Source organism: Pseudomonas sp. WS 5027 (genome assembly GCF_012985695.1).
GTDB lineage: Bacteria > Pseudomonadota > Gammaproteobacteria > Pseudomonadales > Pseudomonadaceae > Aquipseudomonas > Aquipseudomonas hygromyciniae.
Map to the genome: position 1 here is coordinate 1 of NZ_JAAQWU010000024.1, position 25,023 is coordinate 25,023.

The following is a 25,023-nucleotide window of genomic DNA, read 5'->3' on the forward strand; positions in this document are numbered from 1 at the left end:
AAGCAGCCCCAAAACCAGCCGCTGCGGTGTATCTGGTACAACGCATTCGGCTTATTGGGGCTGCTTCGCAGCCCAGCGCGGGGCAAGCCCGCTCGCCACAACTGCGCTATCTGCCTGGATTTAGGCGTTGCGGCAAAGTTGTGTAGATACCTATGCCGCGATAGCAGTGTGTCAGCCACTTATTCATTAACTGATAGACCGTCATCGCGGACAAGCCCGCTCCCACAGTCGCGACCATTGAGTGCACACAAAAACGCAACACTGTAGCGCTTCGAATGTGATGGTCGCTGCTGCCCAGGGTTTATATAGTCCAGAGCAACAGCCACCCGCCATGAGCCCCAAGGCCCATCACCAGGAAGCGCTCAATGACCGATCTTCATGACCTCACGGCCGCCCAGTTGCTGGAGCAATTCTCCAGCCGCCAGCTCTCCCCCCTCGACTACTACGATCACCTGCTGGCCCACATCGACCGCTGGGAGCCGAAGATCCGTGCCCTGTACGCCTTCGATCCTGAGCAGGTGCGCCGACAAGCCCAGGCCTGCACCGAGCGCTGGAACAAAGGCCAGCCCAATGGCGCGCTCGATGGCGTGCCCGTGACCATCAAGGAGTTGGTGGCTACCGAAGGTACGCCGATTCCCCTCGGCAGCGCCGCCACCCGCCTGACTCCGGCCCTCAGGGACGCCCCACCCGCCGCGCGGATGCGTGAAGCCGGGGCGATTGTGCTGGCCAAGACCACTGTCCCGGATTTCGGCATGCTCTCCTCCGGCCTGTCGAGTTTCCATGGCATCACCCGCAACCCGTGGAACACCGCCAATAACACCGGTGGCTCCAGTTCGGGCGCTGCCGCGGCGGCGGCTGCCGGTTACGGGCCACTGCATATCGGCACCGATATCGGCGGCTCGGTGCGCCTGCCCGCCGCCTGGTGCGGCCTGGTGGGCTTCAAGCCGACCCTGGGGCGCATCCCGATCGACCCGTATTACACCGGTCGCACCGCCGGGCCCATGACCCGCACGGTCGACGACTGCGTGCTGATGATGCAACACCTGGCCCGCCCCGACGCCCGCGACGCCACCAGCCTGCCGCCGCTCACCCGCGAGTGGAGCAACCAGCCGCTGTCGGTCAAGGGCCTGCGTATCGGCCTGATGCTGGAGCCCGGCGCCGGCCTGCAACCGGAAGGTTTCGTGTGTGAAGCGGTGGAACAGGCTGCACGCCTGTTCGAAGCCCATGGCGCCAGAGTCACGCTGATCCCGCCGATCATGGACCGCGCCCAGCTCGACGGCCTCGACCAGTTCTGGCGCGCCCGGCAATGGGGCGACTTGTCGGCCTTGAGCAGCGAGCAGTTCGATAAAGTCTTGCCGTACATCCGCGACTGGGCCGCGCCCGGCGCCGATATCAGCGGCGTGCAGGCGGTGCAGGGGTTCAACCAGACCTTCGAGATGCGCCGCCGCGCCGCCCAGGCCTTCAGCGACCTCGACCTGATCCTGTCGCCCACCAACCAGGTCAACGCGTTCCCCGCCCAATGGCCGTCACCGAGCAATGATCCACAACTACCGTTCGAACACATCGTGTTCACCGTGCCCTGGAACATGGGCGAACAACCGGCGCTGTCGATCAACTGTGGTTTTGCTGCCGATGGCATGCCCATCGGCCTGCAGATGATCGCTCCCCGTTTTGCCGATATCTGGCTGCTGCAAATCGCAAAAACCTATGAGAGCTGGCGTGGCGCAATCCACCAATGGCCGAACCCGAACTGACCTTGACGCTGTAACAGAACTGCCCACCCACACGCCCGTTCCCTGGCCCCAAGGCCGGGGCCTGGGCGACCTATAACTAAAACCGAGGGGCTGGTATGCACACTGAACAATTGACTCGCGAGGGTCCCGAGCACACACCCGAAACGCCATCACCTGACGCCGGCAGGAAGAGCATCTTCGCCGTGGTGCTGGGCAATGCCGTGGAGTTTTTCGACTTTGGGGTCTACGCGACCTTTGCGGTGATGATCGGCCATACGTTTTTCCCGTCCGACAGCGCCTTCGTCAGCTTGATGCTGTCGGTCACGGCCTTCGGCATCGGCTTTATCGTGCGGCCCCTGGGCGCGGTGCTGATTGGCGCCTACGCCGACCGCGTCGGGCGCAAGCCGGCGATGTTGCTGACCCTGGTGATGATGGCGGTAGGCACCGGCAGTATTGCGATATTGCCCGGCTACGAGACCATCGGGATCGCCGCGCCGATCCTGCTGGTGGTCACCCGTATGATCCAGGGCCTGGCCTGGGGCGGTGAAGCCGGCCCAGCCACCACTTACATCCTCGAAGCTGCGCCGCCGCATAAACGCGGCACCTATGCCTGCTGGCAAGTGGTGGCCCAAGGCGTCGCCGCCATGGCCGCGGGGCTGGTGGGTTATACCCTGACCAAAGTGATGTCCCCCGAAGACCTCAACAGCTGGGGCTGGCGCGTGCCGTTCGTGTTCGGCCTGCTGGTGTTGCCGATTGGTATCTACATCCGCCGCAACCTGGCCGAGACCTTCCACGGCCAGGGCGAAACCACCAGCACCGGCGATCTGGTGCGCGAAGTCTGCGGCAAGCATCGGCGTGCCCTGGTCCTGGGTTTGCTGATTCTCTCGGGTAGCACCATCACCCAGTACTTCCTCAACTACATGACCACCTTTGCCCTGACCGAGCTGAAACTGCCCACCAGTATCTCCATGCTCTCGACCCTGGTGGCCGGTGCGGCCATGGCGGTGTGCGCAGTGGCCGGCGGCATGTTGTGCGACCGCTTCGGGCGCCGCGCAATTTTAATGACGCCACGGGTAGTGCTGTTGCTGATCCTGTTCCCGGCGCTGCAGTTAATGACCGAACACCCCAGCCCCTCGACCTTCCTCCTGACCCTAGCGGTGCTGTCCGGCCTGCATGGCATGAGCGGCGCGGCGTTGATCGTGTTGCTGGTGGAGAGCTTCCCCAAATCCGTGCGCTCGACCGGGTTCTCCATCGTCTACGCCTTTGGTGTGGCGGCGTTTGGCGGCACCGCGCAGATCATCATCACCTGGCTGATCGGCACCACGGGCGACCCGATGTCACCGGTGTGGTACCTGCTGATCGCCAACCTGGTGTGCCTCACCGCCGCCTGGTTCGCCAAGGAAACCCGGCCAGTGCTTCCCGGCACGCCGACCCGCGAAACCCGGCTCAGAGAAGCCCCGGTTCGCTGAACAGCGCGTATGCACCCTTCATGTAGGAGCGAGCTTGCTCGCGAAGACCGTCAACGATAACGCGCGCATTCTGGATGCACGCGGCGGTCTCCGGCTTTTCGCGAGCAAGCTCGCTCCTACAGTTTCTTCTCTGTGTGGGGATTAACCATGTATCCACGTCTTTTCCTGGTCGCCACCCTGGCGACCGGCACCCAGGCTTATGCGCAAGAAAACGCCCAGGCCAGCGCTCCCGGCTTTATCGAAGGCAGCAGCCTGGACCTGAACCTGCGTCACTACTATTCCAACCAGCACACCCAACGCAGCACTTACCTGAGCATCAAGAAACCCGGCGGCATCCAACCCACCCGCGTGCGCGAAACCTGGGTACAGACCGCCATGCTCAAGTACAGCTCCGGCTATACCCAAGGCGTGATCGGCGTGGGGGTGGATGTGGGAGTGTTCAGTGCGGTCAACCTGCAACGCGGGCATGGCAAGGTGGCCAATGGCGGCGACCGCGTGCTGGTGGACAGCGACGGCGACGCGATCCCGACCTGGAGCCGGCTGGGGGTGGGTGATGTGCGGTTTCGCCTGTCCAACACCGAGCTCAAGGCCGGACGCCTGATGACCGAAAACCCGATCCTGCGCTACAAGGACAACCGCGCCCTGCCCTCAAGCTTCCAGGGCGTGGGCCTGTACAGCAACGAACTGGACTGGCTGTCGGTCCAGGGCGGCAGCTTCGATCGGGCCATCCCGCGCACCGGTACCGGCGCCGAGCGCCTGACCACCACCTTCGGCAACCGCGCCTACAGCGGCGCACGCATCAGTTACCTGGGAGCCACGCTCAAGCCGGGCTACGGTCTGGAAGCCAGCCTCTACGGCTCACGCTTCGAGGACATGTGGGACCAGTACTACCTGGGGCTGACCCATCGCATCGGCGACAGAAACGCCGTCGCCCTCAAGACCGCCCTACACTACTACCACACCGAGGATTCCGGCCAGCAGCGCCTGGGTTATATCGACAACGACGCCGCCAGCCTGGCCGTGACCGCCAACCACCAGGCCCACAGCCTGACCCTGGCCTGGCAACAGGTGTTCGGCAACGAGTACTTCGACTATGTGTGGGAGTCCACCGGCAACTACATGGCCAACTCGCTGTACTCGGACTACAACGGCCCCAACGAAAAATCCTGGCAACTGCGCTACGACCTCGACCTGGCTGCCTACGGCGTGCCCGGCCTGACCGCCAGCCTGTGGCACGCCAAGGGCTGGGGCATCGACGGCACGCACTACGAGGGGGATCGCAACGGCCATAACACCGGCTACAACGTGCGCGGCCTGGACAACGCCAAGCACAACGAAAACGGCTTGATGCTGGCCTATGTGGTGCAATCGGGGAAGCTGAAAAACTCGGTCCTGCGCACCATCGTCTACAACCACCGCGCCAGCGGCGGGCAGATCGATGGCAGCTACGACGAATTCAGGATCGTCGGTAACTTCCCCATCAACCTGTTCTGACCCCCGCCCGTCGGCACCAGGCAATGCCGACGGGTAATTTTCAGAATTCTTACACCCTGTATGCGACTGCTCCGGCATTGGCTCGCCGCCGCCCTTGGTAAAAAACCTGTCCCTACGGACGGTTACCCAGGAACGCGGATGAAACCTTTGAAAGCAGCAGCGCTTTGCGTCATCAGTGGATGGATGATGCTCTTGAGTTCACCCGGCCATGCAGCGCCGCCGGGGATTGAATGGCTGGTGGATTGCCCGCGCCTACCCGGGCAGGCGCTTGATCATGAGGTAGTGGAACGCACCCAGTGCGGCATCGTCACCGTGCCGCAAAACCATCAGGCAGCGGGCGCACGCACGTTGCGCCTGACCCTCACCCGGGTCGGTGCCCGCCAGCCGCTGGAGCGCCGGGGCGTGATCTTCGTTCGGCCGGCCACGCCACAGGCAGACCTGCACGGGGTGTTCGCCGTGCATTTGGCGACGGTCTGGAAGTACTACAACAGCGAGGCTTACCGCACGCTGACCCAGTTCTACGATGTCATCGAATTGAGCCTGCGCAACGTGCGCGATGAGACTGCCAACGAACAGTCGGCCTGGGACATGGAATTCGTGCGCCAACAACTGGGCGAGCAGCGGATCAGCTTCCTGGGTATCGCCCAGGGCAATTCCGTGGGTGCTGGTTACGCTACGTTGTTTGCCGAGCGCGTCGAGCACATGGTGTTGATCCAGCCCAGCGACACTGCCCAGGCGTTAGCGCCACTGCCCGCGACCCTACAGCTCAAGGGCCCGTATCTACAGAGCACCACGGATGCCAGCCAGTGCGTCAACCGCTGGGCCGGCACCTACCTGGCCCAAGGCAGGCAGCCGCCGCCGTCGGCCCGTTGCCTGGCCGACTAAGGCCTCAATCCACCAGCGCGCACCGCTGCATCGCGCTGGCCAGCATCTCCTGGCACTTGAGCACCGCAACCGAACGCGGTCGGTTGCGGTACCCGCACAGGTCGATGCGGATCCGCCCCAAGTGCTCATCGGCAATCGGTACCGCCACCAGGCCATCTCCCAGGTCGCGGGCGTCGGCATCCACCTGGGGCAGGATCAACACCGCCGCCCGTTGTCGGGCCAGGCTTTTCTGCACCTCCAGGGAACTGGTGGTGAACACCGGCTGGATCGTCACCCCACGCTTTTTCGCCGCGGCCTCCAGGGCCTGGCGCACGCCGTACGCCGAGTCGGGGATGGCCAGGGGCTGGCCTTCAAGCTCGCGCAGTTCGATGCTATCGCGCTGGGCAAAGGGGTGTTCGGCACTGACCAGCACCCGATGCCATAGCTCACATTGCGCGGTGACTTCAACATCGGCCCGCTCCTGCAGATAGAACGCCAGGCCCAGGTCGGCCTCACCGCTGCACAGTGCATCGAGGGTGGCTGAAGCGCTGGCGATCACAATATTGAACGTGACCTTGGGATGGGCCCGGTAGAACGCCGCGAGCACCGGCGCCAGCACCGTGGAAACGATACTTTCTGACACATGAATACTGATGTTACCCGCCACCTGGCTTTGCCGGCTGGCGATCACATCGCGCACCTGATCGAGGCCGCGCAGGGTACTGGTGACCTGTTCGGCCAGGCACTCGCCCTCCACCGTCAGGCGGATGCCACGCGGGCCGCGCTCAATCAGGGCGGCGCCAAAGAAGTGTTCCAGGTGCTCGATCTGCCGGCTGACGGCAGTGGGCGTGACGTACAAACGCTCGGCCGCCTTACGCAACGAGGCGCAACGCGCCACCTCGTGAAAATACCGCAAGGCTCGTAATTGCATGGTCGGTTGCTCCTGCACAAAGACTGGAGCGCTAAGGCACGCAATTACTGCGCCAGGCTCAAGTTTTATGAGCACGACACATTCCCTGTGGGAGCGGCGGTGCGACGATTCGACTTGCTCGCGAATGCAGTGGGTCAGTGGTGGATATGTCGGCTGATACACCGCATTCGCGAGCAAGCCCGCTCCCACAGGGCGCCCATGGCCATGGTTTACGACCTGTTTTACCTGAAAACGACCCCTGCCGTTGACGCTCCGTCCCAAGCCCTATTAAGTGCTATTTATCCGCATTAATACGATAAATAGAAAACCATGCTCAGCCGCCCCCTGCGACGCAAACGCCAGAAGCTTTCCGATGTGATTGTCGAGTCGGTCAAGCGCTCGATTGTCACCGATGCACTCAAGCCCGGCGACCGCTTGCCCACCGAGCGCGAGCTGATGGAGAGCTTCCAGTGCTCCAAAGGCTCGGCCCGCGAAGCGCTCAAGGCCCTGGAAGTCGAAGGCCTGGTCAGCACCCGCACCGGCCCCACTGGCGGGGCCTATCTGAACCAGGCCGGCACCGAACCGGCCAGCCGCGCCTTGCGCAACTACCTGCACTTCCAGCACCTGGATGGCGAGCAGGTGTACCAACTGCGCAAGGTGATCGAGGTGGAACTGGCGGTGTCGGTGCTGGGGCGCTTGAGCGAGGAAGACTATCGCGCCCTGCAAGACAACGTGGATTTTTGCAGCGCCCCGGAAGACAGCGAGGCCGGCCAGCGTGAGCAACGCCTGGCGGAACTGGAATTCCACAACCTGCTGGCCAGGGCCTGCCCCAACCCGCTGCTGAGTTTCATGGCGCAGTTTCTCAACGACCTGCTGCGCGACCTGGTGGTGCTGAAAAAAGCCTACAAGCCCAAGCGCAAGCAATTCGACGCCGCCAACCTGGACTATCACAAGCAACTGCTGAGCGCCTTTCGCGCCGGCGACGAAGCGGCCGTGCGCAGCCTGATGCATGAACACATGTGCGACGCCGAACACCACATGACCGCGCTGGAAGGCCAGGTCAGCCCACACTTTCTGCTGGAGTTCGACCACTCCTGAACACACCACACATCCAATGTGGGAGCGGGCTTGCTCGCGAATGCAGTGGGTCAGCGATGGATATGTCAACTGATACACCGCATTCGCGAGCAAGCCCGCTCCCACATTTGGACCGCGTTTCACTTCAATAAAAAAGGCCTGCCCACAGGCCGTGCTCCACCGTATCGCCATTGCCACTCCTGCCAATAACTAAACCAGGGAGTCACCCCATGCAGCGTCGTACGTTGTTGAAAGCCAGCCTCACCGCCGCCGCCGCGCTCAGCCTTCCGCTGGGCGTGCGCAGTGCATTCGCCGCCGAACCGTTTACCTTTTACGGCCTCAAGTCCATGTCTGGTGCGTTTGCCAGTTATGGCAAATTTGCCGACATGGGTTCACGCCTGGCCGTGGCGCAGTACCCGGACTTGTTGGGGCGCCCGTTGAACTACAAGGTGATCGACACCGAAGGCAACGCCGGTAAGGCGGTGCGCAAGGTCCAGGAGGCGATTGGCCAGGATGGCGCGCGGTTCTTCCAGGGCTGCACCCTGTCGTCCTCGGCGCTGGCGGTGGCCAAGGAAGTGGCCAAGGTCGGCGGTGTATTCATGACCCCGGTGGGCGCCGATGAAGTCACCGGCAAGGACTGCAACAGCGCGACTTTCCGCTGGTCGGTGCCCACCTACGGGGCGATCCGCGAAACCCTGGTGCCGCTGATCAAGCTGCTGCCGGACGCCAAGCGCTGGTACACCATCACCCCGCAATACGTGTTCGGTGAAGCCTTGCTCGAAGGCGCCAAGGCGGTGCTGGCCGAGAGCGGCCTGGAGCATGTGGGCAACAGCTATCACTCGTTGCAAGAGCAGGAATTCTCCGGCTACCTGACCAACGCCATCGCCGCCCGGCCCGACGTGCTGGTGTTGCTCAACTTCGGCAGCCAGTCGTCCAACACCCTGCGCCAGGCGGTGAACTTCGGTATCAAGGAGCGCATGAAAGTGCTGCTGGTGTGGTCCGCCGGCCTCGACCAGTTCCAGGAACTGGGCAGCGATGTGCTCGAAGGTGTGTACCTCGGCGCGCAGTACTGGCACCAGGTCGACACCCCGCTCAACCGCGAACTGGTCAAGCTGACCCAGGCCAAGTACGGGATCAATCCCACCTACCCGCTGGCCGCTGACTACATCAGCACCAAGGTCATGCTCGACACCATCAAGGCCACCGGCAGCTTCGACGGCCCCACGGTGGCCAAGGCCATGCAGGGCCTGAGCTACGACGGCCCGACCGGCAAGGAAACGATCCGCGCCGGCGACCACCAGGTGATCAAGGATTACTACCTGCTGGTGGGCAAAGCCGCAGGCGACATGGCCGACAAGGACGACCTGGCCAAGGTACTCAGCGCCGGCCAGTCGTTCCCACCGGTAGAAGCCACGGGCTGCACGCTCGGCTGATCCGCCTACTTTCAGCGGTAAAACACGACAGGGCCGTTGACGCGGCCGCCTGTTGGAGGGTTCCTGCATGCTCAATCTTTATCTGTTCCAGATTCTCAACGGCCTGGGCCTGGGAATGATCTACTTCCTGATTGCGGTCGGGTTGACCATCATTTTCGGCCTGCTCAACTTCGTCAACTTCGCCCACGGCGCGTTTTTTTTGCTGGGGGCGTACATCTGCTACACCGCCGTCAGCCTCACCGGCAGCTTCTGGCTGGCCCTGCTGATCGCGCCCCTGGTGGTGGCCGCACTGGCCTGGCTGATCGAGCGATTATTGATCCAGCGGATCTACCACCTGCCCCACATGTTCCAGATCCTCGTGACCCTGGGCATCGCGTTGATCATCCAGGAAGCCAGCGTGATGATCTGGGGCCCGGTGGGCAAAAGCGTCGCCGTCCCGGAACTGCTGCGCGGGGTGTTGGTGGTCGGCGACTTTGTGTACCCCTACTACCGCCTGTTTTTGATTGTGTTCTCAGGGCTGGTGGGCCTGGGCCTATGGCTGCTGCTGGAGCGCACGCGCTTTGGCGCCCTGGTGCGAGCTGGCAGTGAGAGCACCGAGACCGTATCGCTGCTGGGCACCAATATTTTCCGCCTGTTCTCCATGACCTTCGCCCTCGGCGTGGCCCTGGCCGGCATCGCCGGGGTGCTGTTTGCCCCCTTGCGCGGCGCCCAGCCTTTTGTCGGCCCGGAAATCCTCGGCATTGCCTTCGTGGTGGTGGTGATCGGCGGCATGGGCTCGTTCGGCGGTGCCCTGGTGGGCGGCCTGCTGGTGGGCGTGGTGCAAAGCCTGATGACCACACTCTGGCCCCAAGGCGCGAGCCTGATGATCTACGGCGCCATGGCCGTGGTGATTCTGGTACGCCCTTACGGCCTGTTCGGGAGAGCCTGACATGAGCGAGAAAAATCCTCTGCCGTTTGCCAAAACCCAGTCCAAAGCCATGTTGCTCTGGGTGCTGGCGGTGCTGATCGGCCTGCCATTGATATTGCCCTCGGCGACCCTGGCCACCGAGATCCTGATCTTTGCCCTCGCCGCCCTGGCCTGCAACCTGCTGCTGGGCTACACCGGGCTGCTGTCGTTTGGCCAAGGCATCTTCTTCGGCGCCGGCGCCTACTGCGCGGCGTTGTTGATGATTCACCTGCAACTGGGCCTGTTCAGCGCGCTGCTCGGCGCGGCGCTGGCCGGTGGGTTCCTGGCATTCCTGGTGGGCGCCCTGGCGATCCGCCGCACCGGTATCTACTTCGTGATGCTGACCCTGGCCTTCAGCCAGATGGCCTACTTCCTCGCCTACACCCTGAGCGACTGGACCGGCGGCGACAATGGCCTGCTCAGTGTGCCGCGCCCGGAAATCCGTATCGGCGACACAGTACTGCTGTCCCTGGCCGACGCCCGGGTGTTCTACGGCTTTGTCGCGGTGCTGTTCCTGCTGATCTTTATCGGCGCGCGCCGGGTGATCGCCTCGCCGTTCGGCAGCACGCTGATGGCGATCCGCGAAAACGAAACCCGCGCCTCGGCCATCGGCTACGACACACGCCACTTCAAGATCCTGGTGTTTGTGCTGTCTGGCGCGGTCACCGGGATTGCCGGGGCGCTGTACGCGATGCTGCTGCACTTTGTGCCGCTGTCCAATATCGATCTGGTGATGTCGGAGAACATCCTGATCATGACCATCGTCGGCGGTACCGGCTCGCTGTTCGGCTCGTTGCTGGGGGCCGGTTCCATCGTACTGCTGGGGGACTTTCTGTCCGACCTGTGGCCGCGCTGGCTGATGCTGCTGGGGGTGATCCTGATCCTGGTGGTGATCTTTATGCGCGGTGGCTTGTGGGGCGGCCTGGCGTCGCTGTTCGAACGTGTGCGTGGCAGCCGCAAGGCCGCCGTCGTGACCAAGGAGGAGCTGCTATGAGCATCCTGCTGGAAACCAAAGACCTGGAACTGGCCTACGGCGCCTTCCATGCCGTCAACGGCGTCAACCTCAAGGTCGAAGCCGGCACCATCCACACCATCATCGGCCCCAACGGCGCTGGCAAGACCAGCCTGTTTCACTGCCTGACCGGCGAGCGCCAGGCTACTGCAGGCGCGATTCATTTCGACGGCCAGAACCTGATGCGCAAACCGGCCCACGGCCGCGTGGGCCTGGGCATGGCCCGTTCGTTCCAGCTCACCAGCCTGTTCCAGAACCTCAGCGTGCGCGAGAACCTGCGCCTGGCCGCCCAGGGCCGCGACGGCGTGCGCGCCCTGAACTTCTGGCGCCGCGTCGACAGCCAGCGCGAGCACCTGGAAATGGCCGACCAGGTCCTGGAACGCCTGCAACTGACCGCCCGCGCCGAAACCCTGGCCGGCGAGTTGTCCCACGGCCAGCAACGGGTGCTGGAGGTGGGGATGTCGATCTGCTCCAAGCCCAAACTGTTGATGCTCGACGAGCCCACCTCGGGCATGGGCATCGACGATATTCCGATCATGACCCAACTGATCAGCGACCTGGGCCGCGACCACACCGTGCTGTTGATCGAGCACAACATGAGCATCGTCATGTCCATCAGCCAGCGCATCACCGTGATGAGCCACGGACAGATCCTGGTGGAAGGCACGCCGGAATTCGTCCGCGCCGACGAGCGCGTGCGCACTGCTTACCTGGGAGAGGCCGCCTGATGCTGACCGTCGACAACATTCACTCCTACTACGACAAGAGCCACGTCCTCGAGGGCGTATCCCTGACCGTCAACCCCGGCGAACTGGTGACCCTGCTCGGCCGTAACGGTGCGGGCAAGACCACCACCTTGCGCAGCATCCTGGGGATTATCTGCCCGCGCCAGGGGCAGATTCATTTCAACGGTAAACCGCTGGTGGGGCAGAAAATCTTTGAAATCGCCCGTCAGGGGTTGGCGCTGGTCCCCGAAAACCGCGGGATTTTCCGCCTGCTCACCGTGGAAGAAAACCTGCGCATCGCCGTGCGCAAGACCAGCCGCTGGCAGATGGAAGACGTGTACGCGATGTTCCCGCGCCTCAAGGAGCGGCGCAAAAACGCCGGCCATGCGTTGTCCGGTGGCGAGCAACAGATGCTCGCCATCGCCCGCGCCCTGCTCAACGACCCCAAGCTGCTGATCCTCGACGAACCCACCGAAGGCCTGGCCCCGGTGATCGTCGATGAACTGGTGAAGATCCTGCGCAAGATCAAGGACGACGGCCTGCCGGTGCTGCTGGTGGAGCAGAACCTGTTGGTCTGCGACAAGCTTGCCGACCGCCACTACGTGCTCGAACAGGGCCGTGTGGTCTACGAAGGCAGCGCCGAGGCCTTTCGCGCCGACCCGACGATCAAGAACCGCTACCTGGCCCTGAGTGCCTGACCGGAGACTGCTGATGAATAGCTTTGCGCAACCGCTCAAGAGCAACGCCCCGCTGATCAACCGCGACCGCCTGTGGCAATCCTTGATGGACCTGGCCCAGCTCGGCGCCACGGCCAAGGGCGGCGTGTGCCGCCTGGCCCTGACCGACCTGGATCGCCAGGCCCGCGACCTGTTTGTGCAGTGGTGCACCGCTGCCGGGTGCAGTGTCAGCGTGGATGCCATCGGCAATATCTTTGCCCGTCGCGCCGGACGTAACCCTGACCTGCCACCCGTGATGACGGGCAGCCATATCGACACCCAGCCCACGGGCGGCAAGTTCGATGGCTGCTACGGGGTGATGGCCGGCCTGGAAGTGATCCGCACCTTGAATGACTTGGGCGTGGAGACCCAAGCGCCGATTGAAGTGGTGGTGTGGACCAACGAGGAAGGCTCGCGCTTCCCGCCGTGCATGATGGGTTCCGGGGTGTTTGCCGGAAAATTCGACTTGCAGGAGACCCTCGACAAGCAAGACGAGCAAGGCCTGTCGGTGGGCGCGGAGTTGCAGCGCATTGGCTACGCCGGCCCGCGCGCGGTGCTCGGCCATCCGGTGGGCGCCTATTTCGAGGCGCATATCGAACAAGGCCCGGTGCTCGAAGATGAAGCCATCACCCTTGGCGTGGTCATGGGCTGCCTGGGCCAGAAGTGGTTCGACCTGACGTTCACCGGCGTCGAGGCCCACGCTGGCCCAACGCCGATGCGCCTGCGCAAGGACGCCCTGGTGGGTGCCGCGCAGGTGGTCAGCGCGGTCAACCGGATCGCCCATGAACAACAACCCCACGCCTGCGGCACCGTCGGCTGCCTGAGCCTGCATCCGGGCTCACGCAACGTGATTCCCGGCCAGGTGCAGATGACCATCGACCTGCGCCATCTGCATGCCGACAAACTGCAAGCGATGGTGGATGAAGTGCGCGAGGTGATCGAGGCAACGGCCAAGCAGCATGGGCTGAGCTATGAACTGACCCCCACCGCCGACTTCCCGCCGCTGGACTTTCATCCTTCTTGCGTCAACGCCGTGCGCGATGCGGCCAGTGTGCTGGGCTTGAGCCATATGGATATCGTCAGCGGCGCCGGGCACGACGCGATTTTTGTCGCCGAACTGGGCCCGGCCGGGATGATTTTTGTGCCGTGCGAAGGCGGCATCAGCCACAACGAAATCGAAAACGCCGCGCCGGATGACCTGGCCGCCGGCTGCGCAGTGTTGCTGCGGGCCATGGTCAACGCAGCCCAGGGAGGTGATGCGGCATGACTGATATCGCCAACCTGACGGCCGTGGAACTGCTGGCGCGCTACCGGGATAAAAGCCTGTCGCCGGTGGAAGTGACCGAAGACACGTTGCTGCGCATCGAGCGCTACAACCCGGTGGTCAACGCCTACTGCCATGTCGACCCCGAAGGCGCCTTGAACGCCGCGCGCGCCTCAGAACAGCGCTGGTTCAAAGGCCAGCCCTGCGGCGCATTGGACGGCGTGCCGGCGTCGATCAAAGACTTGACCCTGACGGCGGGCATGCCCACGCGCAAGGGCTCGCGCACCTCATCCGCCAGCGGGCCGTGGGACGTCGATGCACCGTTTTCGGCGTTTATGCGCAAGGCCGGCGCAGTGCTGCTGGGCAAGACCACCACCCCGGAATTCGGCTGGAAAGGCGTCACCGACAACCCGCTGTACGGCATCACCCGCAACCCCTGGGACACCCGCACCACGGCGGGCGGTTCGTCCGGCGGCGCGGGCGCGGCGGCGGCGCTGAACCTCGGCGTGTTGCACCAGGGCAGCGATGCCGGGGGCTCGATCCGCATTCCCTGCGCCTTTACCGGCACCTTCGGCATCAAGCCGACCTTTGGCTACGTGCCGCAATGGCCGGCCAGTTCCATGACGATCCTCTCGCACCTGGGGCCGATGACCCGCACCGTGGAAGATGCCGTGCTGATGCTGCAAACCGTGGCGCAACCGGACGCCCGGGACGGCCTGATTGGCGCCCCGCGCAGCACGCCGTGGCTCACGCCCGGGACGGACCTCAAGGGACTGCGCATCGCCTACAGCCCTGATTTTGGCTACGTGAACGTCGACCCACAGGTGGCCAAGGTGGTCGCGCAGGCGGTCGCGGGCCTGGTGCAACTCGGGGCGCATGTGGAACAGATCGACCCGGGGTTCAGCGATCCACTGGAGGTGTTCAATACCTTATGGTTCGCCGGCGCGGCGCGCCTGACCGGGCAACTGACCGGCGCCCAGTGCGACCTGCTCGACCCCGGCCTGCTGCGCATTGCGCAACAGGGCGAACGCCTCAGCCTGAACGACTACAACACCGCCCTCGAAGCACGGGCGGCACTGGTGGCGCGCATGGCGGCGTTCCATGAGCATTACGACATACTGGTTTCGCCAATGCTGCCAATCACCGCCTTTGACGCGGGGCACAACGTGCCACCGGGCTCGGGGCTGGGCGAATGGATGGAGTGGACGCCGTTCAGCTACCCCTTCAACCTCACCCAACAACCGGCGGCCTCGGTGCCGTGCGGGCTGGCGGCCAATGGGCTGCCGGTGGGGTTGCATGTGGTGGGGGCGCGGTTTGCCGATGAGCAGGTGTTGCGGGTGTGCCAGGTATACGCCCGGGCGTTTCCGACCCAGCATTTGCAGGCGCCGAAGGACTTGGGGTGAGACCCGGTCTGATGTGGGGGCGGGCTGGATTGCCTGCGATGGGCATGGTGGTGTACATATCCATTGCTGCGGTCATGGCGGCTTTTGGTTCCGCTCTTACAGCGGCTCACTTTTGAAGAGCGCAAAAGTAAGCAAAACGCCCTTGCCCCACCACTCGGTGCCTCGCCTAGGCTCGGCATGCCCGCAGTCAGGCATTGCTCCGTGGGCCCGCCGCGATCGGCCATCCATGGCCGTGTCGCGGCTACCCCGGCATCCTGCCGGGGTGCCCACTGCGCAATACCTGCCTGCGGCCATCGTGGTTTAACGGGGCGCCTAAGATCAAAAGCAGAGCAACAGAACAACCAAAGCCAGAGCGCGGAGCTGCATTCCCCTGTGGGAGCGGGCTTGCTCGCGAAGGCGGAGTGTCAGTCAATGCATTTATCAACTGACAGACTGCATTCGCGAGCAAGCCCGCTCCCACAAGGGTACGCGTACGCTTCGACGATCAGGCCGGCTGTCAGGCCGCCTCGCTCTGCTTGTGATTTTGATCTTAGGCACCCCGTTAAACCACGCTGGCCGTAATCCGATATTGATTTGGGGGGTAAACCGGCAGGACGCCGGTTTAGCCGCGCTGGGCCATGGATGGCCCATCGCGGCGGCCCCCCAAATCAATGTCGGATTACGGGCACACCGAGCCTAGGCGAGGTGCCGAGTGGTGGGGCAAGAGCCCTTTGGTTACTTTGGGGCTTTTCCAAAGTGACCCGCCGTCAGGGCGGAACCCTAAGTGGCCATGACCGCAGCAACGGATATGTACACAACCCCAGTCCGACAGACAGCCCGCAGCGCCAGCATCGCAGGCAAGCCAGCTCCCACACTCAATCGCATTTCACACACCGATTTTCGATTGTCACACTACAATGTCCCTCCCCACCCTCCGGAGCCGACATGGACATCGAACTGGCACGCACTTTCCTGGAAATCACCCGCTGCGGCAGCCTCGCCGCAGCAGCCGAGAAGTTGCACGTCACCCAGACTGCCATTACCGCACGTGTGCAAAAGCTCGAAAGCCAGCTCGACAGCACCCTGTTTGTGCGCAACCGCGCCGGGGCGCGCTTGACTGCCGATGGCGAGGCGTTTGTGGTGTATGCCAATCAACTGGTGCAAACCTGGGAAGCCGCGCGCCGTGACCTGCCGTTGCCCGAGGGCTATCGCAATGTGTTGCATATCGGCGGCGAAGTCAGCCTGTGCAACCCGTTGATGCTCGGCTGGGCCAAGGCCCTGCGCGAGCACATCCCCAGCCATGCACTGCGCACCGAAGTGCGTGATGGTGAATACCTGTTGCGCCAGTTGGAGCTGGGCGTGCTGGACGCTGCGCTGGTGTTCCAGCCGCAGTACTGGCCGGGGTTGCAGGTGGAGCAGGTGCTGGAGGAAAAACTGATCCTGGTGCGCCTGGCCGCCCGTCCCGATCCCTATGTGTATATCGACTGGGGCCCGGGCTTTCGCCAGCAACACGACGCCGCCCTGCCCGACAAGGCCCGCGCCGCGGTGAGTTTCAACTTGGGGCCACTGGCCCTGCAATACATTCTGGAGAACGGCGGCAGCGGCTATTTCCGCACGCGGGTGGTGCAGAGCTATCTCGAAAGCGGGGTTATGGAGCGCGTGCCCAAGGCTCCGGAGTTCAGTTTCCCGACTTACCTTGTGTACTCGCGCGAGCGCGATTCGGCGATCCTGCAACAGGCCCTGGTGCTGCTGCGCGGGGTGGTCAAGGCCGAAAGCGATTGGTCGCAACGCTGGGATCCGGTGCTTTGAACCCGTGCCCATGTTAGCCTCCTGATGTTTTCTCCTGGTCTGCCCTGTCGATGAACAAGAAAAAATCCGTCACCATCAGCGACATCGCCAAGCGGGTCAATATGACCACCATCACGGTGTCGCGGGCGTTGAGTAAACCCGACCTGGTCAAGCCCGCCACCCTGGCGCGGATCCTTGAAGTGGCACGTGAGCTGGACTACGTGCCCAACGCTTTCGCCCGTGGCCTCAAGCGCAGCGAAAGCCTGATCATCGGGGTGATCACTGCATCGGTGGACAACCCGTTCTACAGCGAGATGATCAAGGCGATTTCCCGCGAGGCGAAAAAGCACGGCTACACCATCATGCTGGTGGACACCGACGAGCTGGAAGAATTGGAAAGCAAGGCCGTGGACACCCTGCTGGGTTATCGCGTGGCGGGGATCATCCTCTCGCCGGTCTCCGACGAGCCCGACTACCAGCCCGATTACCTCGAGCGCCTGGGCAACGGCAAGACCCCGGTGGTGCTGCTCGACCGCACGATCCACGACAGCCCGTTCAGCCGCGTGGTGCTGGACAACTACCACAGTGGAATCGAGGCCGCGCAATACCTGTTGCGCCACAACCCCGCGCTCAAGCGCCTGCTGGTGCTGACCGGGCCTGAGCATTCGCGCATCACCGTAGAGCGCCTCAAAGGCCTGCGCGAAGTACTGGCCGAGCATCCCCAGGTGCAGGTCCAAGTGTGCGCCGGCGACTACACCTTGATGCCGTCCTACCTGCACACCCTCGACTACCTGGCCGCGCACTCCGCGCCGGACGCGATCATGGGCTTCAACCAGTTGATCACCCTCGGCGCCTTGCGCGCCCTGCGCATGCACAACATCCCCCACGATAGCCTGACCATCTGTGGCATCGACCGCTTGCCCTTTGCCGATATCTTCGGCGTGCCGATTGCCTGCGTGGCCCACGATGCGTCGCTGGCCGGCAGCAGTGCGGTGCGCCTGTTGCTCGACCGCCTGCAAGACCCGTACAAACCGCGGGACAAGGTGGTGATTGCCGGCACCCTGGAAAACGGCTAGCGGCTGGTGTAGCCGCCATCGATCGGCAGGCTGACCCCGCTGATCATGCTCGCCGCCTCGCTCAACAGGAACAGCACCGGTAATGCCACTTCGTGCGGCTGGGCGAAGCGTCCCAAGGGTATCGCCGCCAAGGCCGGGTCGCGCTTGGCCGGATCGGACCAGGCCTGTTGCGCCATCGGCGTCAGGGTCACGGTGGGGTTGACGCTGTTGACCCGGATCCCGAAACGCCCCCATTCAGCACATTGCACGCGGGTGATCGCATCCAGGGCGGCCTTGGAGGCGCAATAGCCGAGGTGATCGTCCAGCGCCACCAGCGACGCCTGGCTGGAGACGTTGACGATACTGCCAGCAATACCTGCGGCGATCATCGCCGCCGCCACTCGGCTGGCGACTTGCGCGGCGGCGCGGGCGTTGACGTTCATCACCAGGTCAAAGGCTGCGCTGCTGATCGCCGCTGCCGGCTCCAGGCGCGAGATACCGGCGCAATTGACCAGGCCGTGCATCGGCGGCAGGTCCTTGAGGGCCGCGTCCAGGGAGGCGCTGTTGGCAATGTCCAGGCACAGGGTTTCGCAACCCAATTGCGCGAGCGCGTTGACGTCACGGCCGATGGCGAAGACCTGGGCGCCACAGGCGATCAGTTGCAGGGCGATTTCCCGGCCAATGCCGCTGCTGGCGCCGGTGACGAGGATGCGTTGGTGGGTGAAGTCGAAGGTGGTGGTCATGGATTTCGGTCTCTAATGCAATGGAGAACCCTTGTGGGAGCGGGCTTGCTCGCGATGGCGGTGGGTCAGGTAGCTTATTTGTTACTGACACACCGCTTTCGCGAGCAAGCCCGCTCCCACATTTGGATAGGTGTGCACTTAGTGGCTTTGCAAGCTGTGCATGACGGGTTTGAGCGCGGGATAGAGCTGCAAGTAGTCGGCAAAAGCGCGGTCGTATGCCTGCACATTCTCAGCTTCAGGCTCAGCCCGCAGCTCCAACTGCACCCAGCCCTTGTCCATTTGCGCCTTATCCACCAGCCCCACCGTATGCGCCGCCAACAACGCCGCACCCAATGCCGCCTCCACTTCCTGGACGATGGTGTACACCGGGTAGCGGGTCACATCGGCAATGATCTGCATCCATAAATCCGAATGGCTCGCCCCGCCCACCACGATCAAGCGCGGGTCCAGTGAATGGGCGCCACGCATGCCCGCCTCGATGTTGTGCCGCAGGGCAAAACTCACGCCTTCGAGCACGGCGCGGTACAGGTGGATGCGGCTGTGATACAGGTTCAGGCCGACAAAGCTGCCGCTGGCCTGGTCATCCCACACCGGGCTGCGCTCCCCCATCAGGTACGGCAAAAACAACAGCCCTTCACTGCCCGCCGGGATTTTGCGCGCGCTTTGTTCCAGCAGCCACAGGCTGTCCTGGCCGGTGTCCTTGGCCTGTTGTTCCTCAGCCTGGCAGAACTGCTCGCGAAACCAACTGACCGAGGCGCCGGCGGTAATCGCGCCGCCGAAGATGTACAGGTCCTGCTGGCCGTTGTAGACATGGGGCATGCTCACCAGGCCATGCCGGGCATCCACCTGTTGGTTGAGGTAGCCCCAGCACATGCTGGTGCCGATCATCGCCACGTGGTTGCCCGGCCGGGTGACGCCGGCCGCCAGGGTCGCCATGGCCGCATCGACGCCACCGGCCAGCACCGGCATGCCCGCCGCCAGGCCCAGGCGTTGCGCCCACTCCGGCAGCAGGCCGCCCACCACTTCGCCCGAATACAGTAAGCGCTCGGGCATCATCGCCAACGGGATATCCAGCGCCGCCAGCATCTCGGCAGACCAGCCGCGCGCGGCCACATCGTAGATGCCGCCGATATTGCCGGCGCTGCTGTGATCCACCGCCACCTCGCCGGTCAGGCAGTAATTGATATAGCTGTTGGGCGGCAGCAGGTAGCGGGTGTTGGCCCAGACCTGGGGTTGGTGCTGCTTGAGCCAGAGCATCTTGGTGAAGCCGTAGTAGCTGTCCACCGAGTTGCCGGTGACCGCGAACAGGCGCTCCAGATCAACATGTTCGCGCACCCAGGCCACCTGCTCACCGGCGCGACGGTCCATCCAAATCAGACAGGGGTGCAGCGGTTTGATCTGCGCATCCACGGCTATCCCCGAGCCGCCGTACAAGCTGCTGATACACAACGCCTTGACCTGCTCTGTGGCGACCCCGGCCTTGCCCATGCACTGGGCCACGCAGGCCTGCACCGCATCCAGCCAGACCTGGGGCCACTGCTCGGCCCAGCGCACTTTTGGGGTATCCACGCGATAGCCCTGGCTGTGCTGGGCGATGATCCGACCCTCGCCATCCACCAGCAGCGCCTTGGTGCTTTGGGTGCCTATGTCTACGCCAATCACATAATGCATAGTCATTGTCCTGGCTTGAGCAGTACCTTGATCGACTTCACCGAGTTGGCCAGGTCGAACGCTTCAGCCCAGTTATCCAAAGGGAAGTCATGGGTGACGATGCCCTTGGACGTCACCAGGCCACGTTCGAACAGGTCGATGGCCACCGGGTAGCAATACGGCCCAAGATGCGCGCCGCGTACGTCCAGCTCCTTGCGGTCACCGATGATCGACCAGTCGGCGCTGGTCTCGGCACCGAATACGCTGAACTCGACAAAGCGTCCCAATTTGCGGATCAGCTCCAGGCCCTGGGTTACGCCGGCCGGCACGCCGGTGGTCTCGATATACACGTCGCAACCGTAGCTGTCGGTCAGGCCATTGATGATCTCGCGGGCGTTGTCCCGGGATGGGTTGATCACCACATCGGCGCCATATTTTTTCGCCAGTTCCAGGCGCTCGTCGACCATGTCGATGACCACCAGTTTTTTCGGGGTTTTCAGTGCGGCCACCTGCACCATGCACAAGCCCAGGGTGCCCGCGCCGGCAATCACCACCACGTCATCGAGTTGCAGGTCGCCACGGTTGACCGTGTGGATCGCGCAGGCCATTGGCTCGATCAAGGCCGAATCTTCCAGGGACACCGACTCGGGAATCTTGTGCACGATGGCCGTCTTGGGGATGCGCATGTACTGGGCCATGCCGCCCTCGGCCACTTCGCGCTGGAAGCCGAAGATGTTGTGCACCTCGCACATCCAATACTTGCCGGACTTGCAGAAACGGCACTTGCCGCAAGGCACGATTTGCTCGGCGATCACCTTGTCGCCCACCTTGACCTCGAAGTGCTCCTCGGCGCCCTCGCCCACTTGCTCCACATAGCCAAAAAACTCATGCCCCGGCACCACCGGCGCCTTGACCCAGGGGTTGTCGCCGCCCCAGAACATCGCCGCGCCCGAGTGGCATTTGCAGTCACTGGCGCAGATGCCGCAGGCGGCGATGCGGATCACCAGTTCATTGGGGCGCGCCTGGGGTTTGCTGATGCGCTCCAGGCGGTAGTCTTTCGGGCCGTGGCAGACGACGGCTTGCATTTGGGTGTGCTTATCCATGGTGTACTGACCTTTATTGAAGATGAGAGAGCCCGTCGCGGCCACGGCGGCCGCGTTGCGGTGATGGTTTTTTTACTTGTGGCGCTGACGGCTGATAAAGATCGCCAGCAAAATAATTGCGCCCTTGATCACGCTCTGTACGTAGGGCGAGACCCCGAGCATGTTCAGGCCGTTGTTCAACACCCCCAGCAGCATGGCGCCGAGCAAGGTGCCGACAATCACCCCGCGCCCACCGGCAATCGAGGCGCCGCCCAGGACCACGGCGGCAATCGCATCCAGTTCGAAACCGATCCCCGCATTGGGCTGGCCACTCATCAGGCGTGAGGTCAGCACCAGCCCGGCAATCGCTGCGGTCAGGCCGCTGATGCCATACACCAGCAGCTTGAAACGCGCCGCTCGCACACCGGACAAGCGCACCGCTTCTTCATTGCCGCCTATGGCGTAGATGTAGCGGCCGATGCGCGTGTGTTGCAGCAGTACATAGGCCACCAGGTAGGTGACCAGCATGATCAGGATCGGTACCTGAAGGCCCAGCAGGCTTGCACGGCCAAAGAAGCCGAACCACTCCGGCAGCCCGGAAATCGGATAGCCGTCGGTGTACATCAGGCCAAAGCCACGGGCAATGCCCATGGTCGCCAGGGTGACGATGATCGGTGGCATATGCAGGTAAGCCACGGGCAATGCCCATGGTCGCCAGGGTGACGATGATCGGTGGCATATGCAGGTAAGCCACGAACAGCCCGTTGCCGATACCAAACGCCACACCAATCAGCAATCCGGCGCCAATCGCCAGCCCCGGCGGCAGGCCCGCGACCATCAGCCCGGCAGTCAGGGTGCCGGACAAGGCCATCACCGGCCCCACTGACAAATCGATGCCACCGGTCAGAATCACGCAGGTCATGCCCACCGCGATGATCGCGTTGATCGACACCTGGCGGGCGATATTGGACAGGTTGCTGGCGGTGAGGAAGGTGTCACTGGCGACGATCATCACGGCCGTGACCACCAGTAGCCCGATAAACGGATAAAACGCCGGTGAGCGCACCAGCCGCGCCAGGTTCAGGCGCAGCCGGCCGGTCTCGGCGCGGTTAATGGACGTATTCACTTGAGCCCCCTGTTGCATGGCGCATAACCTCTTGTGGGTTGACGGCGGACGCTTCCAGTACCTTGACAATGGCGCCCTTGTGGAACACGGCGACGCGGTCGCACATGCCGATGATTTCCGGCAGCTCCGAGGAAATCATGATGATTGCGTAGCCTTGCTCGGTGAGCTTGCGCATCAACGCGTAGATCTGTGCCTTGGCGCCGACGTCGATGCCCCGAGTGGGTTCGTCGAACACCAGCACGTCGCAGTGATGGTTGATCCAGCGGGCAATCACCACTTTTTGCTGGTTGCCGCCGCTGAGGTTGAACACCCGGCTTTCGCCGCTTGGGGCCTTGATCGACAGCTGGCGCATCAGTTCATCAACACTGGCGCACTCCTTGCCCTTGTCGATCAGGCCGCTGGCGCCCTGGTATTTGCGCAGGTTGTTGATGGAGATGTTTTCGCGAATGCTGAAATCGGTGATCAGGCCTTCGCTCTTGCGGCTTTCCGGCAGCAGGCCGATGCCCTGGGCCAAGGCCTGGGCCGGGTCGTCGAGGCTGACTTTTACCCCGCGCAGCCACACGTCTTTGGTCACCGACGCCAGCGCGCCCATCATGCCCAGGGCCAGTTCGGTGCGGCCCGAGCCGACCAGCCCGGCAAAACCGAGGATCTCGCCCTGATGCAGTTGGAACTGGTTGTGTGGGCCATTGCGCTGCAATTGAATGTCCTTGACCTCTAGCAGCAACGGCCCGCGCGCGGCGGTGGGTTTGGGGGGGAAGCTGCATTCCAGTTTACGGCCCACCATCATCTCTACCAGGCGGTCGATATCGCTGTCCGCCACATCCGTGACGCCGACATTACCGCCGTCGCGCAATACGCTGATGCGGTCGCACACCTGGAAAATTTCTTCCAGGTGATGGGAGATGAAAATCACCGCCACGCCCTGGCGCTTGAGTTCACGCATGATCTCAAACAGCAGTTCGGCCTCACTCGGCGTGAGCGTAGCGGTGGGCTCATCAAGTACCAACAGCCGCGCATCCAGGGCCAGGGCCTTGGCGATCTCGACAAACTGCTGCTCGGCCACGCTCAGGTGCTTGATCGGGCATTGCAGGTCGATGCTCACGCCCAGGCGTTGGAACAGCGCCTGGGACGCTTGATGCATATCGCGCTTGCGCAGCAGGCCGAAGCGGTTGTTCAGCTCATGGCCGAGGAAGATGTTTTCCACCGCCGTGAGGTATGGAATCAGGCTGAACTCCTGGAACACAATGCCGATGCCGGCGGCAATCGCGTCACGATAGGTTGCGAACTGCTGCACCTGGCCGTCGATCAGGATGCGCCCTTCGTCCTGGTGCTCGACCCCACCGAGGATTTTCATCAGGGTCGATTTACCCGCGCCATTTTCCCCGAGCAAGGCGTGAATCTCGCCGCGCTCCACTTGCAGGTTGATGGACTTGAGGGCTTGCACCCCCGGGTAGCGTTTACAGATGTTTTCCAGTTGCAAAAGACTGCTCATGCCGCCGACCTCTCGTTCAGAAGGGTGCCCAGGGCCCCACGCTTGACGTGGGGCATGGACGGTTTACCAGCTGAAGTCCTTGGCCTTGGCCTGGTCGATCAGGGTGATATCCACCGGGACGGTGGCGGGCACTTGCGAGCCCCACTTCTTGGCCAGGGCGATGCCCAGGGCCAGGCGGATCTGGTCACGCGGGTACTGCGCCGAGGTGGCGATGAACTTGCTGCCGGGCTTGAGGATGGCCTTGATCGCTTCCGGCGCACCGTCGACGCTGACCAGTTTGACATCCAAGCCGCTGGCCTCGATGGCCGACAGTGCGCCAAGGGAGCCGTTGTCATTGACGCTGAAAACACCCTTGAGGGTGGGTTGGGCCTGGAGCATGTTTTCGGTCACGGTCAGTGCCTGGTCACGCTCCTGCTTGCCGTTCTGGATGCTGACAATCTTGATCTGCGGATGCTTGGCCACGGCCTCCTTGCAACCGCGCACGCGCTCGAGGATCGGTACCACGGCGATGCCGTCGAGGATTGCGATATTGCCGGCGTCACCGATGTTTTTCGCCAGGTATTCACAGGCCTGGAAGCCGGCGTCGAAGTTCTTTGAGCCGACGAAGGAGTCCAGCGGGCCATCGGCCTGGGCGTCTACCGCGACCACCACGACACCGGCGGCATGGGCCGATTTGACGGCGGACTGTACGCCCACCGAATCCGTGGGGTTGATCAGCAGGATATCGATGCCCTTTTGCAGCATGTCTTCGACGTCACTGACCTGCTTGGACACGTCGTGACGGGCATCGGTGATGATCAATTGCGCGCCGATGGTCGCCGCTGCGTCTTGCAGGGCGTCTTTCATGGTGACGAAGTACGGGTTGTTGATTTCCTGGAAGGAGGCGCCAATACGCATAGGCGCAGGCTGGGTGTCGGCCAGGGCGACAGTGGAGATGCTTAGAGCCAACAAACACAGGGTTTTCGGAAGCATTTTCATGGCGTGGGTCTCTGTTTTGTTTTTATTTTTAGAGCAAATGTTATCGTTAACATTTTGTCAGAAGCTAACAAGGAAATTGAACAG

General features: G+C 63.2%; 20 protein-coding genes and 2 pseudogenes. 15 read left to right on the top strand and 7 right to left on the bottom strand.

Features of this window, described 5'->3' with window-relative positions; all coding sequences use genetic code 11:
* Positions 1 to 365 precede the first annotated feature (365 nt).
* From HBO09_RS23890 to HBO09_RS23905, 5 genes and pseudogenes are all read left to right on the top strand, one after another.
* On the top strand, positions 366 to 1,754 hold the full coding sequence (locus HBO09_RS23890; protein ID WP_169998180.1) for an amidase: 1,389 nt from the start codon (positions 366 to 368) through the stop codon (positions 1,752 to 1,754).
* 95 nt (positions 1,755 to 1,849) lie between these two features.
* Positions 1,850 to 3,202, top strand: coding sequence for a citrate-proton symporter (locus tag HBO09_RS23895; protein ID WP_262381322.1), 1,353 nt, complete (start codon positions 1,850 to 1,852; stop codon positions 3,200 to 3,202).
* A 34-nt stretch (positions 3,203 to 3,236) separates the two neighbouring features.
* Positions 3,237 to 3,326, top strand: a pseudogene (locus HBO09_RS29230) (outer membrane lipoprotein carrier protein LolA); the annotation flags it as partial.
* A gap of 23 nt (positions 3,327 to 3,349) precedes the next feature.
* On the top strand, positions 3,350 to 4,696 hold the full coding sequence (locus tag HBO09_RS23900) for an OprD family outer membrane porin (protein WP_169998177.1): 1,347 nt from the start codon (positions 3,350 to 3,352) through the stop codon (positions 4,694 to 4,696).
* 138 nt (positions 4,697 to 4,834) lie between these two features.
* Positions 4,835 to 5,581, top strand: a complete 747-nt coding sequence (locus tag HBO09_RS23905) for an alpha/beta hydrolase (RefSeq protein ID WP_169998175.1) — start codon at positions 4,835 to 4,837, stop codon at positions 5,579 to 5,581.
* Between the two features lie 4 nt (positions 5,582 to 5,585).
* Here the strand turns inward: HBO09_RS23905 and HBO09_RS23910 are convergent, their stop codons facing one another.
* A complete protein-coding gene (locus HBO09_RS23910; protein ID WP_032863678.1) occupies positions 5,586 to 6,491 on the bottom strand; it encodes a LysR family transcriptional regulator in 906 nt (301 codons plus the stop codon).
* 309 nt (positions 6,492 to 6,800) lie between these two features.
* Between HBO09_RS23910 and HBO09_RS23915 the strand changes: the two genes are divergently transcribed.
* The 10 genes from HBO09_RS23915 to HBO09_RS23960 all read left to right on the top strand — a co-directional run bounded on the left by HBO09_RS23915 (position 6,801) and on the right by HBO09_RS23960 (position 17,889).
* Positions 6,801 to 7,568 carry an FCD domain-containing protein gene (locus HBO09_RS23915; RefSeq protein WP_169998172.1) on the top strand — a complete coding sequence of 256 codons (768 nt, stop codon included), beginning with the start codon at positions 6,801 to 6,803 and terminating at the stop codon, positions 7,566 to 7,568.
* A 209-nt stretch (positions 7,569 to 7,777) separates the two neighbouring features.
* Positions 7,778 to 8,980: an ABC transporter substrate-binding protein gene (locus HBO09_RS23920; protein WP_169998169.1), complete on the top strand. Its 1,203-nt coding sequence runs from the start codon at positions 7,778 to 7,780 to the stop codon at positions 8,978 to 8,980.
* Positions 8,981 to 9,047: 67 nt separating this feature from the next.
* Entirely contained in the window at positions 9,048 to 9,908 is an 861-nt protein-coding gene (locus HBO09_RS23925; protein WP_169900381.1) for a branched-chain amino acid ABC transporter permease, read from the top strand.
* Position 9,909: 1 nt separating this feature from the next.
* Positions 9,910 to 10,920, top strand: a complete 1,011-nt coding sequence (locus tag HBO09_RS23930) for a branched-chain amino acid ABC transporter permease (protein WP_169998167.1) — start codon at positions 9,910 to 9,912, stop codon at positions 10,918 to 10,920.
* Positions 10,917 to 11,666, top strand: coding sequence for an ABC transporter ATP-binding protein (locus HBO09_RS23935; protein WP_169998164.1), 750 nt, complete (start codon positions 10,917 to 10,919; stop codon positions 11,664 to 11,666). Before HBO09_RS23930 ends, HBO09_RS23935 begins: the two co-directional genes overlap by 4 nt.
* Positions 11,666 to 12,361 carry an ABC transporter ATP-binding protein gene (locus tag HBO09_RS23940; protein ID WP_029293283.1) on the top strand — a complete coding sequence of 232 codons (696 nt, stop codon included), beginning with the start codon at positions 11,666 to 11,668 and terminating at the stop codon, positions 12,359 to 12,361. Before HBO09_RS23935 ends, HBO09_RS23940 begins: the two co-directional genes overlap by 1 nt.
* Before the next feature lie 13 nt (positions 12,362 to 12,374).
* Positions 12,375 to 13,646 (top strand): Zn-dependent hydrolase, encoded by a 1,272-nt coding sequence (locus HBO09_RS23945; protein ID WP_169998161.1) that lies wholly within the window; start codon positions 12,375 to 12,377, stop codon positions 13,644 to 13,646.
* Positions 13,643 to 15,046: an amidase gene (locus HBO09_RS23950; RefSeq protein ID WP_169998158.1), complete on the top strand. Its 1,404-nt coding sequence runs from the start codon at positions 13,643 to 13,645 to the stop codon at positions 15,044 to 15,046. Before HBO09_RS23945 ends, HBO09_RS23950 begins: the two co-directional genes overlap by 4 nt.
* A gap of 924 nt (positions 15,047 to 15,970) precedes the next feature.
* Positions 15,971 to 16,834: a LysR family transcriptional regulator gene (locus tag HBO09_RS23955; RefSeq protein ID WP_029293277.1), complete on the top strand. Its 864-nt coding sequence runs from the start codon at positions 15,971 to 15,973 to the stop codon at positions 16,832 to 16,834.
* A 50-nt stretch (positions 16,835 to 16,884) separates the two neighbouring features.
* Positions 16,885 to 17,889 carry a LacI family DNA-binding transcriptional regulator gene (locus HBO09_RS23960; protein WP_169998155.1) on the top strand — a complete coding sequence of 335 codons (1,005 nt, stop codon included), beginning with the start codon at positions 16,885 to 16,887 and terminating at the stop codon, positions 17,887 to 17,889.
* On the opposite strand, the gene HBO09_RS23965 is transcribed toward HBO09_RS23960, so the two are convergent.
* From HBO09_RS23965 to HBO09_RS23990, 6 genes and pseudogenes are all read right to left on the bottom strand, one after another.
* Positions 17,886 to 18,611: an SDR family oxidoreductase gene (locus tag HBO09_RS23965; RefSeq protein WP_169998153.1), complete on the bottom strand. Its 726-nt coding sequence runs from the start codon at positions 18,609 to 18,611 to the stop codon at positions 17,886 to 17,888. The two genes, HBO09_RS23960 and HBO09_RS23965, sit on opposite strands and share 4 nt — an antisense overlap.
* A 138-nt stretch (positions 18,612 to 18,749) precedes the next feature.
* Positions 18,750 to 20,282 carry an FGGY-family carbohydrate kinase gene (locus HBO09_RS23970; protein WP_169998150.1) on the bottom strand — a complete coding sequence of 511 codons (1,533 nt, stop codon included), beginning with the start codon at positions 20,280 to 20,282 and terminating at the stop codon, positions 18,750 to 18,752.
* Positions 20,283 to 20,284: 2 nt separating this feature from the next.
* Positions 20,285 to 21,364, bottom strand: coding sequence for an alcohol dehydrogenase catalytic domain-containing protein (locus HBO09_RS23975; protein WP_169998146.1), 1,080 nt, complete (start codon positions 21,362 to 21,364; stop codon positions 20,285 to 20,287).
* A 72-nt stretch (positions 21,365 to 21,436) separates the two neighbouring features.
* Positions 21,437 to 22,487 (bottom strand): annotated as a pseudogene (locus HBO09_RS23980) (ribose ABC transporter permease).
* Positions 22,453 to 23,961: a sugar ABC transporter ATP-binding protein gene (locus tag HBO09_RS23985; protein WP_169998142.1), complete on the bottom strand. Its 1,509-nt coding sequence runs from the start codon at positions 23,959 to 23,961 to the stop codon at positions 22,453 to 22,455. Before HBO09_RS23985 ends, HBO09_RS23980 begins: the two are co-directional and overlap by 35 nt.
* 63 nt (positions 23,962 to 24,024) lie before the next feature.
* Complete coding sequence (locus HBO09_RS23990) at positions 24,025 to 24,939, bottom strand: substrate-binding domain-containing protein (protein WP_169998140.1); 915 nt, start codon at positions 24,937 to 24,939, stop codon at positions 24,025 to 24,027.
* Positions 24,940 to 25,023: the final 84 nt, after the last annotated feature.